Here is a 13,835-nt window from a genome sequence, read left to right on the forward strand (position 1 = left end):
CTAGTTCGATACAATTCCTTGCGCTAGGCTTTGTCCTACAAATGGACTTCCGTCTAGGGTGAAGGGATTGCGCAGTTTTCACTTTATCTCCGGTTTACCTCGCTCAGGGTCGACCCTGCTGTCTGCGATTCTTTTACAGAATCCGCGGTTTCATGCTGGCATGAGCAGTCCGGTCGGCACCCTGTTCAACAGCGTGCTGGATCAGTGCAGTGCCGGCAGCGAGTTCGGCGCGGTGATCGACACTGACATGCGCCGCCGTTTGTTGCGCGGGCTGTTCGAGTCCTATTACGCCGACAAGACCGAGCAATCGGTGGTCTTCGATACCAATCGCCAGTGGTCGGCGCGCCTGCCCGCGCTGATGGACCTGTTTCCCCAGTCCAAAGTCATCGCCTGTGTGCGCAATGTCGCCTGGGTCATGGACAGCCTTGAGCGGTTGTACCGCGCCAACCCCTTCGAAAACACCAAACTGTTCAACGATGAGGTCGAGCGCAATACCGTCTACAGCCGTTGTGAAACCCTGGCCCAGCGCAATCGCCTGGTGGGGTATGCCTGGACCGCACTCAAGGAAGCCTATTACGGCGAACACGCCGACTCCTTGCTGCTGATCGATTACGACCTGCTGTCCCAGGCCCCGGAGCGGGTGTTGCGGCTGGTCTATGACTTTATCGGCGAACCCTGGTTTGAACACGACTTCGACCACCTGGTGTATGACGCCCCGGAATTCGACCAGGCCCTCGGGGTCGCCGGCCTGCACAAGGTCAAACCCAAGGTGGCGATGGAGCCGCGGCATACCATCCTGCCGCCGGACCTGTTCGAAAAATATGCGGAGTTGTCATTCTGGAACGATGGTTCCGCCAGCGCCGCGAATGTCATTCGGATGAAAACCAGCACCGCGGTCAGTTGATCGCGGTTTTTTATTCCAACAAAAAAATCTTTTGAACGTGCGAGCGTTCGAGTGCAGGTGAAGCATGTGGTGGAGCAAACAGAAATCGCGGGCTGAAGGCGTGAGAACCCTGGTTTCTCCCATGATCATCCCTCTCGAACCGCGCATGTTGTTTGACGGCGCCGTGGCGGCCACCGTGGCCGAGGCCGCGCAGCCGGCCAGCCACGCCAGCACCGATGCGGCGAAAGCGCCGGCCACCGATCACGCGGCCGCGCCCGCCGATGCCCACCCGCAATCCGATGCCACGCCGACCCCGGCACCGGCGGCCGTACCCGGTCAGTCGGTGGTCTTCGTCGACTCCCGGGTCCAGGATTTCGACAGCCTGCTCAAGGGCGTCGCCCCCGGTACCCAGGTGGTGGTGCTGCAAGCCGGCAAGGACGGCCTGCAACAGATCGCCGATTACCTGGACACCCACCAGGGCGTGAGCACCGTGGAAATCATCGCCCACGGCAACTCGGGCGACCTGTGGTTGGGCAGCACCTACCTGTCGTCCGATAACGTCGCGGCACGGGCCGACGTGCTGGCGCGCATCGGCAACGACATGAATGTCGGCGGCGATATCCTGATCTACGCCTGTAATACCGCCGAAGGCGCGACCGGCATAGGTTTTGTCGACTCCCTGGCGCAATACACCGGGCGCGATATCGCGGCTTCGACCAACCGCACTGGCCTCGGCGGCGACTGGACCCTGGAAATTTCCACCGGGACCATCGAAAGCCACAACGTGCTGTCGGCCGACGCCATGGCCGCGTACCAGTTCGGCCTGGCGACCCTCACGGTGACCAACAGCGGCGATACCGGCGCCGGTACGTTACGCCAAGCCCTGAGCGACGCGGTGACGGGCGATATCGTTACCTTCAGCAGCAGCATGACGGTCAACCTGAACTCGCAACTGGTTATCACCAAGAACCTCACCGTCGAAGGTGACCTGAACCACGACGGCGTTGCCGATGTGACCATCAGTGGGCAATACAAGACCCAGGTGCTGCAGGTCAACTCCGGTGTCACCGCGACCCTGGACGGCCTGATCATTACCAAGGGCCTGGCGGTGGGCAACGGCGCGGCGGCCGGTACCGATGGCACTGCGGCGATGGGTGGCGGTATTGTCAACGCCGGTAACCTGACCCTGAACAATGTCACGGTGACCAGCAATGCGGCCTCGGGCGGCGGCGGCGGCGGCGGGGTCACGGCGCCCTATGTCGGCGGTACGGTCGGTGGCGGTGGCGGTGGCGGTGGCGCTCTTGGCGGACAAACCGGCGGCCATGGTGGTAACGCGGGCTTCGGTACGGGGGTCTATGCCGGTCTCGCCGGTGGCGCCAACACCGGCGGTAACGGCGGTGGCTATGCCACCAACTACATGGGCGGGAAGGGGGCTACCGTCGCCATTGGTGGTAGCACTGGTGGCGCGGGCGCCACAGGGGGCTCGAACTACAGTAACGGCGGGAACGGCGGTACGGCGAGCAACGGCACCATTTCCATTGGCGGCGGCGGCGGCGGCTCCGGTTGGGACCATGCCGGTGCGGCCGGCGCCTCGGCCAGTGGCGGTATCTACAACGCCAGCACCGGCACCCTGACCATCGTCGGCACCTCGGTGATTTCCAACAACATTGCTGCCGGCGGCGGTGGCGGCGGTGGCGGCGGCCTGGGCAGCGGCTCCAGCGGCTCGGGTGGCGCAGCCGGCAAGGGCGTCGGCGCGATCTGGAATAAAGGCACGCTGTTAATGACCGCCGCGAACTTCGCGGCCATGAGCGGTAACGTCGGTGGCAGCGGTTCCGGTGGCCCGGCGCTGGGCGGAGGCAGCACCGGGGCCGTTCCGGCGGCCGTGAACAATATCTTCAACGACGGCGGCACGCTGAACACCGCCTATGCGCCGCCACCGACCGCGACCATCGTGGTCACCACCACCGCCCAGCACATCGGCAGCACCTCGCTGGTCACCTTTACCTTCAACCAGGCGGTGACAGGGTTCACCAACGCCGACCTGACAGTCTCCAACGGCACCCTGAGCGCGGTCAGCTCCAGTGATGGCGGCACCACCTGGACCGCGACCTTCACCCCGAGCGCGAGCGTCACCAGCGCCACCAACCATATCGTCCTGGACAACACCGGCGTCAGCAGCGCATCGACGAGCACGGCAGGGACCGGTACCACCACGTCCAACAACTACGCCGTCGATACCGTGCGCCCGACCGCGACCGTCACGGTGGTCGCGCCGACGTTGAGCACCTCGATAAACTCGACGGTGAACATTACCTTCAGCGAAGCGGTGAGCAGTTTCAGCCTGGCCGACATGACGGCGTCCAATGGCACCCTGAGCAACCTGGCCACCAGTGACAATATCCACTGGACCGCGACCCTGACGCCGACCGCGAGCAACAACAGCAGCGGCAACGTCATTACCCTGGACAACACCCTTTATACCGATACCGCGACCAACGCCGGTACCGGCACCACTACGTCCAACACCTATGCGGTCGACACCGTGCGGCCGACCGCGAGCATCGTGGTATCCAATGCTGCGCTGAACATCGGCGGTACGTCGCTGGTGACCATTACCTTCAGCGAGGCAGTGACCGGGTTCACCAATGCCGACCTGACCGTGGCCGACGGCACCCTGAGCGCCGTCAGTAGCAGCGACGGCGGCATCACCTGGACCGCAACCCTGACGCCGACCGCCGGGGTTACCCATACCGGCGATGTCATCAGCCTGGACAACACGGGGGTTAGCGATGCCGCGAGCAATACCGGGAGTGGCACCACCAACTCCAACAGTTACGCCGTCGACACCCAGCGGCCGACCGCCACCATCGTGTTCGGCAGTACCAACCTGGGTATCGGCCAGACCTCGCAGGTGACCATCACCTTCAGCGAAGCGGTGACGGGGTTCACCAACGCCGACCTGACGGTTTCCAATGGCACCCTGAGTGCGGTGAGCAGCAGCGACGGCGGCGTCACCTGGACCGCGACCTTCACCCCGACCGCGAGTATCGTTAGCGCGAGCAACCACATCAGTCTGGATAACACCGGCGTACTAGATACGGCGGGCAACGCTGGCAGCGGCACCACCACGTCCAACAACGTGGCCATCGACGGCGTGCGCCCAACCGCGACCATCGTGGTGGCGGGCGGCGCACTCAAAATCGGCGATACCTCACTGGTGACCATCACCTTCAGCGAGGCGGTGACCGGCTTCAGCAACGCCGACCTGACCGTCGCCAACGGCACACTGAGTGCCGTCAGCAGCAGCGATGGTGGCATCACCTGGACCGCGACCTTCACCCCGACGGCAAGCATCACCGACGCCACCAACGTCATCACCCTGGACAATACCGGCTACACCGACACCAGCGGCAACGCCGGTACCGGTACCACCAACTCCAACAACTACGCCATCGACACCCAGCGGCCGACCGCGACCATAGTCGTCGCCGACCCTGCGCTCACGGCCGGTGAAACCTCGCTGGTGACCATTACCTTCAGCGAAGCCGTGACCGGTTTCACCAACGCCGACCTGACGGTGGCCAACGGCACGTTGAGTGCCGTCAGCTCCAGCGACGGTGGCATCACCTGGACCGCGACCTTCACCCCGAGCGCGGCGGTGAACGACGCAAGCAACGTGATCACCCTGGCCAACGCCAGTGTCCAGGACCTGGCGGGCAACACCAACTCCGGTGCCACCAGTTCCGCCAACTACACGGTCGACACCGTGCGGCCGACCGCGACCATCGTGCTCGGTGACACCGCGTTGAATATCGGTGAAACGTCCCCGGTGACCATCACCTTCAGCGAGGCGGTGAGCGGCTTTACCAACGCCGACCTGGTGGTGGCCAACGGTACCCTGAGTGCCGTCAGCTCCAGTGATGGCGGTATTACCTGGACCGCGACCTTTACCCCGAACAGCAACATCACCGACGCCACCAACGTGATCACCCTGGACAACAGCGGTGTGCAGGCGGCTGCTTCGGGCAACGCCGGCTCCGGCACCACGGACTCCAACAACTACTCCATCGATACTGCGCGTCCTACCGCGATCGTTGTGGTTGCCAATAGCAACCTGGGCGTTGGGGCCACTTCGCTGGTGACCATCACCTTCAGCGAGGCGGTGACCGGTTTCAACAACGCCGACCTGACCATCGCCAACGGCACACTGAGTGCCGTCAGCAGCAGCGACGGTGGCATCACCTGGACCGCCACCCTGACGCCGACCGCCGGCATCACCCAGGCGGGTAACGTAATCCAGGTGAATACCGCCGGGGTCACCGACCTGGCGGGCAACACGGGTTCGGGCGCGGTCAGTTCGAACACCTATAACATCGACAGCCAACCGCCGACCGCCACTATTGTGGTCGCTCAGCCGACCCTGGCTGCCGGCGATACCTCACTGGTGACCATCACCTTCAGCGAAGCGGTGACCGGCTTCGACAACTTGGACCTCAGCGTGCCCAACGGCACCCTGAGCGCCGTCAGCAGCAGCGACGGCGGCGTCACCTGGACGGCGACTTTTACCCCGACCAGCAACGTTCACGACACCACCAACCTGATCACCCTGAACAACACCGGCGTGACCGACTTGGCGGGGAACGCGGGCGTAGGCGTGACCAACTCGGGCAACTTCATCATCGACACGGTGCGGCCGACGGCGAGCATCAGTCTGTCGGACAGCGCCCTCAAGATCGGCGATACGTCGCTGGTGACCATCACCTTCAGCGAGGCGGTGACCGGCTTCAGCAATGCCGACCTGACCGTGGCCAACGGCACCCTGAGCGCCGTCAGCAGCAGCGATGGCGGTATCACCTGGACGGCGACTTTCACCCCGACCAGCAATATCGCCGATGCCACCAACGTGATCATCCTGGACAATACCGGCGTACAGAACGCCTCCGGCAACGCCGGCGCGGGCACCACTGATTCCGGCAATTACACGGTCGATACCCAGCGGCCGACGGCGAGCGTCGTGGTGGCGAATAGCGGCCTGAACATCGGCGGCACGTCGCTGGTGACGATTACCTTCAGTGAGGCGGTGACAGGGTTCACCAATGCCGACCTGACCTTGACCGACGGTACCCTGAGCAATGTCAGCAGCAGCGACGGCGGTATTACCTGGACCGCGACCCTGACGCCCAACGCCGGCACGACCCATACCGGCAATGTCATTACCCTGGACAACACCGGGGTCAGCGATCTCGCCGGCAATGCTGGCGCGGGGAGCACCCTGTCCAATACCTATAACGTCGATACCGTGGCCCCGACGGCCACCGTGTCGATCGACCACTCGGCCCTGAATATCGGTCAGACCGCCGTGGTGACCATCACCTTCAGCGAGGCGGTGAACAACTTCAGCAACGCCGACCTGACGGTGGCCAATGGCACCCTGAGCGCCGTCAGCAGCAGCGATGGCGGTATCACCTGGACCGGGACCTTCACCCCGACCAGCAATATCAGCCACGCCAGCAACGTAATCAGCCTGAACAACACGACGTACACCGACCTGGCCGGCAACGCCGGCACGGGCACCACCGACTCCAACAACTACGCCATCGATACCCAGCGTCCGACGGCGAGCATCGTGGTCGCCGACAGCACGCTGAACATCGGCCAGACCTCCCTGGTGACCATTACTTTCAGCGAGGCGGTGACGGGCTTCAGCAATGCCGACTTGACGGTGGCCAACGGCACCTTGAGTGCGGTGAGCAGCAGCGACGGCGGTATCACCTGGACGGCGACCTTCACCCCGACCAGCAATATCGCCCACGCCAGCAACGTGATCAGCCTGGACAACACGACGTACATCGACCTGGCCGGCAACGCTGGCACGGGCACCACCGACTCCAACAGCTACGCCATCGACACCCAGCGTCCGACCGCGACGATTTCCGTGGCGAACAACAACCTGGGCATCGGCCAGACCACCACGGTGACCATCGCCTTCAGCGAAGTGGTCACTGGCTTCAACCTGTCCGAGCTGAGCGTCGCCAACGGTACCTTGTCCAACCTGGCCAGCGCCGACGGCGGCAAGACCTGGACCGCGACCCTGACCCCGACGGCCGCCATCACCGACGCCACCAACCTGATCGTGCTGGACACCAGCCTGGTCAGCGATACGGCGGGCAATGCCGGGGCCAGCATCGCGATTTCCAACAACTACGCGCTCGACGCCGACCGGCCGACGGCAACCATCAGCGTCGCCAACCCGAACTTGACGGCCGGCCAGAGCACCGTCGTGACATTCACCTTCAGCGAGAAAGTCAGCAACTTCGACCTGTCCGAGCTGAGTGTCGCCAACGGCACCCTGTCCAACCTGGTCAGCAGCGACGGCGGCAAGACCTGGACCGCGACCCTGACCCCGACGGCGAATATTACCGATCCGAGCAACTTCATCACCCTGGACAACAGCCTGGTCACGGACCTGGCCGGCAACGCCGGGACCGGCTTTGCCAACTCCAACAACTTCGCGGTCAACACCGTCGCCTTGGGTGGCGATCCGCAGTTCCGCGTGACAGTGCCGGTGGTGCCTTCGCAGGCGCCGAACGTGCCGCTGCTGGCGCAGATCAGTGTCTTGCCCACCGGCAACCTTGGTGCGCCGCTGGGCTTCCCGCCGTTGTTCGAACAGCGCACTTCGGGCGATGGCCTGCCACCGCTGGGCAATATCTTTATCAACCAGAACGCGCTGGCGCCGAGTTATATCGCCCAGGTGTTCAGTACTGACAGCGGCGCCACCGGCAGTACCAGTGGTTTCCTCGGTTTTGGCGGCGGTGATGGCGGGGTGTTCGGCAGCAGTACCTTGTCGACCCTCTTCAACCACGCATCAGGCAACAGCGATACCTCGAGCAGTCAGGTCTTCGACCGCAACGGCAAGGGTCTGGGGGATCCGGCCCAGGGCGTGCGCGGCATTTTTGGCGCGCCGACCCTGGGGCAACAGTTGCAGAAGATCAAAGACACCGAGCAGAAACAGCTGCATGAACTAGCCTGGGCTTTGGAGCAAGTCGGCATCAGCGAAATGTCGGCCTGAAGAATATTTGAGATGTGCGCTGACCTTTGTCGGCGCCTATAAGAAGAGTGCGGTAGTCAGGGGCGGTAATAGGGATGAGAAGAAGTCATAAGTTGTTCAGCGCCAGCTTGCTGGCTCTGGTAGTCAGTGGCTGCGCCGTCACCAGCGAGCCGATCGATCGTAGCGTCAGCGAACAACGCGCCAAGACTGACCGGCAGGCCATGTTCAAGGATCAGGAGCCGTTGAACGGCCCGCTGACCCTGCACGAGGCCATGGCCCGTGCGGTGAAGTACAACCTCGAAGGCCGGCTCAAGATCATGGAGGAGGCCCTGGCCAAGCGTCAGCTCGACCTCGCCAGTTTCGACATGCTGCCGCGCATGGCACTGTCCGCCGGCTACGCCGGGCGTAACAACGTCAGTGCCTCCAGTAGCCAGAGTGTCGGCACCGGCACCCAGTCCCTGGTGCCTTCGACCTCCCAGGACCGCGACCGTCGTGTCGGCGACCTGACCATGGTCTGGAACGTGCTCGACTTCGGTGTCAGCTACATCAACGCCAAGCAGCAGGGCGACCAAAGGCTGATCGTCCAGGAGCGTCGGCGCAAAGTGGTCAACACCATCGTCCAGGACGTGCGTTCGGCCTACTGGCGCGCCGTGGCCGCCGAACGCTTGCTCAAGCAGATCGACAGCCTGATGGCGCGGGTCGAACAGGCCCAGGGCAACAGCGAGAAAATGAGCGACCAGCGTATCGGTGATCCGATCCAGGCCCTGGGTTACCAGCGCGCCCTGATCGTCGCCACGCGCCAGTTGGAAGAGCAGCGCAAGGCCCTGACCCTGGCCAAGACCGAACTGGCGACCCTGATCAACCTGCCCATGGGCACCGAGTTGACCCTGGCGACCCCGGACAACTACGAGATCCCGCAACTCAAGGTCGGCATGGGCAAGCTGGAGGATGAGGCCCTGGCCAACCGTCCGGAACTGCGTGAGCAGGACTACCAGACCCGCATCAGCGCCAATGAAACCCGCAAGGCCATGTTGCGCCTGCTGCCGGGCCTGGAATTCTCCGCCGGCGGCCATTACGACAGCAACTCCTTCCTGGTCAACGACAAGTGGGCCGACTACGGCGTCAAGGTCACCTGGAACCTGTTCAACGTGATCTCCGCCCCGGCGGCCATCGATGTTGCCAAGGCCGGTGAAGAAGTCGCTACCGCGCGGCGCCAGGCCATGTCCATTGCGGTGCTGGCCCAGCTCTACGTGGCCAATGCCAACTTCAATGAGGCGGTACGCCAGTTCAAGACCAGCCAGCAACTGTCGAACATCGACGGGCAGATCGCTGGCCAACTGCGCAACCGCTACAAGGCGGCGGGGTTGGGTGAGCTGGACCTGATCCAGGGCGAACTCAACACCTTGCAGGCTGATCTGCGTCGCGACCTGGCCTATGCCGACCTGCGCAACGCCTACGGGCAGATCTTTGCCAGTGCCGGGCTGGATCCGCTGCCGCCGGAAGTGTCTTCGACCAAGATCGAGGCGATTGCCGGGGCCTTGGCAACACGTGAGTCCGAGTGGGCCGCAGGCAAGATCGACGATCCTGTGAGCCCTGCCAAGGCCAAATGACCCACCTGCCCGCGGGGCCTATCAGCGCCAGCCGGTGCGCAGCCTGTGTCGAGCCATTGCTCGACAGGCTGGGCGTGGACGGAGTGATCCCCTGAGCCGGCCGGCGTTTTCCCGCCTGCCGGTGGCCGTGGATTTGCCACTGTTGCGGCAGGCCCTGGCGCAGTTGGACGAGAGCGCCTGGGTGGCGCATTTCAATCTCGATTACTACGCCGGCGAGTGGAGCGGGGTGGCGCTGGTGTCTGCCAGCGATGCTCCGGGCGAACTGGCGTCGGGCAAGGGCGAGGCGGTTGCGCGCAAGCCGTGGTTGGAAGACGCGCGCTGGTCCTATGGCTTGCAGGGCCTGCCGTTGGAGATCCGTTCGGCGCGCCTGCTGCGGTTGGGGCCGGGCGGGCGGATTCATGAACATCGCGATTACGACCTCAGTCCTCCGGACGCCGACCGGCGCCTGCATATTCCCCTGCTCAGCCCGCCCGACGTGGAGTTCATGCTCGATGGCCAGTGCGTGCCCATGAAGGCCGGCGAATGCTGGTTTCTTGATCTGGCGCGGCCCCATAGCGTTGATAACTGGGGCGATAGCGAGCGGGTTCACCTGGTGCTCGACTGTCGTCCGAGTCCCTGGCTGGAGCAGCAGATTGCCGCGGGCTTGCCGAGTACTCCGGCGCCCGGCCTGGGCCGGGCGGCCGTGGCGCTCGAGCAGTTTCGCCAGTGGCTGGAGCGTGATCCGCAACTGTGTCGAGAGCTACAGGCGCAAACCGACAGTGAAACCTTTATCGCCCACACCCTGGAGCGTGCCACTGCCCATGGCCTGCATTTCACCCGTGAGGACCTGCGTGCGGCCATGAGCCGTGGGCGGCGCAGTTGGAGTCAGGCATGGACGGCCTGAAGGACTGGCTGCCGATTCGCGTCTGGCGCGAAGACGCCCATTGGCGTGTCGACTGGTGCTGGTTCGGCGAGCACCGGCTGGATCAGCCGTTCTTTGCCGACTCGGTGGAAGAGGCGCTGAAGCTGCCGTTCAACCAGGCTTTCCGGCGTGAGACGCCGCTGGCGGTGCTCAGCGAATGGCAGGTGCCGGCCGTGGCGCCGAGCGCCTTTATCTATCACGCTTCGCGCTGCGGTTCGACGCTGCTCGGCCAGATGTTGGCGCAGTTGGACAGCCATATTGTGCTCAGCGAACCGCCGCCCCTGGACCGCTTGTTGCGCGACGACCTTGATCCCCAGGAGCGGCGGGCGGCGCTGCAGGGTTTGCTGGCGGCCTACGGTCAGCGCCGCTGCGGTAGCGAGCAGGCGCTGGTGATCAAGCTGGATGCCTGGAATATCGGCGAGTTGCCGTTGCTGCGCGAATGCTTTCCCGAGACGCCCTGGCTGTTCCTGTACCGTGATCCGCTGGAAATTGCCGTGTCCCATCTGCGTCGGGCCGGCCTGCACATGGTGCCGGGGATGATCGGCCACAGCGTGCTGGACACTCCGGGGCAGGACGATTCGCGGGAGGACTACATCGCGTCGCGCCTCGGACGGCTGCTCCAGAAAGGTTGGGAGCATTGCGTGGCTTTTGGCGGTTTTCCGGTCAACTACAACGAGCTGCCGGGGGCGTTTGAGGGGCATCTGGGCGAACTCTTCGGGCTTGACGCCGGGCAACGCGACCAGGGGTTTTCCGTGGTCCGGCAGCACGCCAAACAGCCGGATCAGATGTTTGTCGCGGATAGTGAGGACAAACAGCGGGAGGCGTCGGAGCAGCTCAAGGAGCGGGTGGCGTTGTGGGCGCAAGGGCCTTATCAGGCATTGGAAGCTTTGCGGTCCGAACGCAGTCCTCCCGGCCGACGCCCGCTGCTGCGCAATGGCCGGCAGCACTGACGCAGCGTCAGGCCTTACCTTTCGCCGACAAATCCGCCATCCCTTTCAACAACTCGATCGGCAGCGGAAACACGATGGTCGAACTCTTGTCCCCGGCAATCGACGACAGCGTCTGCATATAACGCAACTGCATGGCCCCCGGCTGGCGCCCGAGCATTTCGGCGGCCTGCATCAGCTTCTCGGAGGCCTGCAATTCCCCTTCGGCGTGAATCACCTTGGCCCGCCGTTCCCGTTCGGCTTCGGCCTGTTTGGCGATGGCGCGGATCATCGACTCGTTGAGGTCGACGTGCTTGATCTCGACGTTGGCCACCTTGATCCCCCAGGCATCGGTCTGGGCGTCCAGTACCTGCTGGACATCGGAGTTGAGCTTTTCCCGCTCGGCCAGCAGTTCATCCAGTTCGTGTTTGCCCAGCACCGCGCGCAAGGTCGTTTGCGCCAACTGGCTGGTGGCGGCGAGAAAATTCTCCACCTGGATAATCGCCTTCTGCGGATCGAGCACACGGAAGTACAGCACCGCATTGACCTTCACCGAGACGTTGTCGCGGGTGATCACATCCTGCGGCGGCACGTCGTGCACCACCGTGCGCAGGTCCACCCGGACCATCTGCTGCACCAGCGGAATCAGCACGATCAGCCCGGGGCCCTTGACCTGCCAGAAGCGTCCGAGCTGGAACACCACGCCGCGTTCGTATTCACGCAGGATGCGAAAGGTCGATGCCAGCAGCATCAGCAGCAGGAGCGCGAGCAGCGCGCCGGAACCCAATTGCAGGACCATGATCAATCTCCTCGCCTTGGCGGGCCGTCAACGGCTTTCACTTCCAGGAGCAGGCCTTTGCGCGCGATCACCCGTACCTGTTGGCCGGGGTGCAGTGGTGTGGCGCTGAGGACCTGCCAGTTCTCACCTTGCAACTTCACCCAGCCGGCATAGGCATCACCGGCTTTCAGGGTGGTGATCGGGGTCAGGCTGCCTTCCAGTCCGGCGTCGCCACTGACCACCTGGCGCTGACGGGCCTTGAGGGCCGCGACAATCAAACCGACCAGCAACAGCAGGCCGATCAGCATCAGGGTGAGTTTCAACGGTCGTGCGGTGTTGTCGTCGAACAGTTGCGGGTCGAACAGGATCAGCATCCCCAGCATGAAGGCGACGAGGCCACTGAAACCGATCAGGCCGAAGCTGGGCAGGAGGGTTTCGGCGACGATCAGGGCAATGCCGAGCAGGATCAGCCCGGAGCCGGAATCGTCGATGGGCAGCACCAGCAGGGTTACGACGGAGTCGGCGCCTTCGGCAAGTGGGTGCCCGACGGGCCAGACGATCAGCCACCCGAGCAACAACCAGGTCCATGCGCAACGACGGCTCACTTGGATTCTCCCGCGAGTTCGTTACCCCCATCTAGAAGCTTAGTCGAGTGGTGGTGCCGCGCCGGATAAACACGAGCTTGCCGCCGGGGTTTTAGACCCGACTCGACTATCGAGCGGCGGTGATAGCGAGAACGGTTACTGACGTTAAGCCGACGTCTCGCGATGGACTGCCTAGACTCTTACCCAAGGAATGCAGCAAACCCATCGCCCTGGGGCATTCGACAGGGCTCGGAGGTGCATCATGCGCATGGCAAAAACCGTGCAGCGCAGCCTGGAGCAGGCGCACTGCGAATTCGACATCGTCGCTCACCCGCATTCGTCCAGTAGCCTGGAAACCGCCCGCCTGGCGGGGATCCCGGCCGAGCGCATGGCCAAGTCGGTGGTCCTCGACGACCAGCACGGCCACTACCTGATGGCGGTATTGCCCGCCAGCCAGCACCTGGACCTGAGCAAGGTCCGTGGCGCCAGCACCTGGCAGATCACCCGGGAAAGCACCCTGGCTTATCTGTTCCAGGACTGCGAGCGCGGCGCCGTGCCGGCGCTGGGCGAGTCCTATGGCTTGAAGATGGTGGTCGACCCGCAACTGACCCGCCAGCACGACATCTACCTGGAAGCCGGCAACCACCACAACCTGGTGCATATGCAGATGGATCAGTACCTGAAACTGGTGCCCCATGCCGAGGTGTGCGAAGTCTGTCACTGACCCCGTACACTCTGCCCCACCCACACGGTGCCCCATCTGTAGGAGCGAGCTTGCTCGCGATACTTTCTCAAGGGCGCCGCGGCCCACCCTGAATACCGGAGCCCCCATGGAATCCCCCGACCACAGCCTGCCGTCCCTGTTCAAGCAACTGGGCCTGCCCGATGACCCCGTCAGCATCGACCGTTTCATCGCCACCCATTCGCCGCTCAAGCCGGAGCTGCATTTGGCGGATGCGTTCTTCTGGAGCAAGAGCCAGGCGGACTTCCTGCGTGACGAGATCCTGGACGATGCCGACTGGGCGGAAGTGGTGGATCAGTTGGATGTGTTGTTGAGGAAGGGCAGGGGAGTTTAAAAAATACTCTGCATGCCAACTGGCGCCAT

At 63.8% G+C, this 13,835-nt stretch carries 9 protein-coding genes; 7 read left to right on the forward strand and 2 right to left on the reverse strand.

Annotation, left to right across the window (positions count from 1 at the left end; translation table 11 throughout):
• The first annotated feature begins 58 nt into the window (after positions 1 to 58).
• From HX866_RS32135 to HX866_RS32155, 5 genes are all read left to right on the forward strand, one after another.
• Positions 59 to 904: a sulfotransferase family protein gene (locus HX866_RS32135; protein ID WP_177091240.1), complete on the forward strand. Its 846-nt coding sequence runs from the start codon at positions 59 to 61 to the stop codon at positions 902 to 904.
• Positions 905 to 1,025: 121 nt separating this feature from the next.
• On the forward strand, positions 1,026 to 7,952 hold the full coding sequence (locus HX866_RS32140; protein WP_256345047.1) for an Ig-like domain-containing protein: 6,927 nt from the start codon (positions 1,026 to 1,028) through the stop codon (positions 7,950 to 7,952).
• 92 nt (positions 7,953 to 8,044) lie between these two features.
• Positions 8,045 to 9,541: a TolC family protein gene (locus HX866_RS32145; protein ID WP_177126023.1), complete on the forward strand. Its 1,497-nt coding sequence runs from the start codon at positions 8,045 to 8,047 to the stop codon at positions 9,539 to 9,541.
• Positions 9,542 to 9,632: 91 nt separating this feature from the next.
• Positions 9,633 to 10,424 (forward strand): aspartyl/asparaginyl beta-hydroxylase domain-containing protein, encoded by a 792-nt coding sequence (locus tag HX866_RS32150; RefSeq protein WP_177141166.1) that lies wholly within the window; start codon positions 9,633 to 9,635, stop codon positions 10,422 to 10,424.
• Positions 10,412 to 11,392 (forward strand): sulfotransferase family protein, encoded by a 981-nt coding sequence (locus tag HX866_RS32155; protein WP_177141120.1) that lies wholly within the window; start codon positions 10,412 to 10,414, stop codon positions 11,390 to 11,392. Before HX866_RS32150 ends, HX866_RS32155 begins: the two co-directional genes overlap by 13 nt.
• A gap of 7 nt (positions 11,393 to 11,399) precedes the next feature.
• On the opposite strand, the gene HX866_RS32160 is transcribed toward HX866_RS32155, so the two are convergent.
• Together HX866_RS32160 and HX866_RS32165 are read right to left on the reverse strand one after the other, a co-directional pair.
• Entirely contained in the window at positions 11,400 to 12,167 is a 768-nt protein-coding gene (locus HX866_RS32160) for a slipin family protein (RefSeq protein WP_177091235.1), read from the reverse strand.
• A 2-nt stretch (positions 12,168 to 12,169) separates the two neighbouring features.
• Positions 12,170 to 12,751, reverse strand: a complete 582-nt coding sequence (locus HX866_RS32165) for an NfeD family protein (protein ID WP_371319308.1) — start codon at positions 12,749 to 12,751, stop codon at positions 12,170 to 12,172.
• 241 nt (positions 12,752 to 12,992) lie between these two features.
• Here HX866_RS32165 and HX866_RS32170 point away from each other — a divergent pair, with 241 nt between their 5' ends.
• Together HX866_RS32170 and HX866_RS32175 are read left to right on the forward strand one after the other, a co-directional pair.
• Entirely contained in the window at positions 12,993 to 13,454 is a 462-nt protein-coding gene (locus tag HX866_RS32170; protein WP_100942667.1) for an aminoacyl-tRNA deacylase, read from the forward strand.
• A 106-nt stretch (positions 13,455 to 13,560) separates the two neighbouring features.
• A complete protein-coding gene (locus HX866_RS32175) occupies positions 13,561 to 13,806 on the forward strand; it encodes a DUF2789 domain-containing protein (protein WP_177091233.1) in 246 nt (81 codons plus the stop codon).
• Positions 13,807 to 13,835: the final 29 nt, after the last annotated feature.

Source organism: Pseudomonas gingeri (genome assembly GCF_013386165.1).
GTDB classification, from domain to species: Bacteria; Pseudomonadota; Gammaproteobacteria; order Pseudomonadales; family Pseudomonadaceae; genus Aquipseudomonas; species Aquipseudomonas gingeri_C.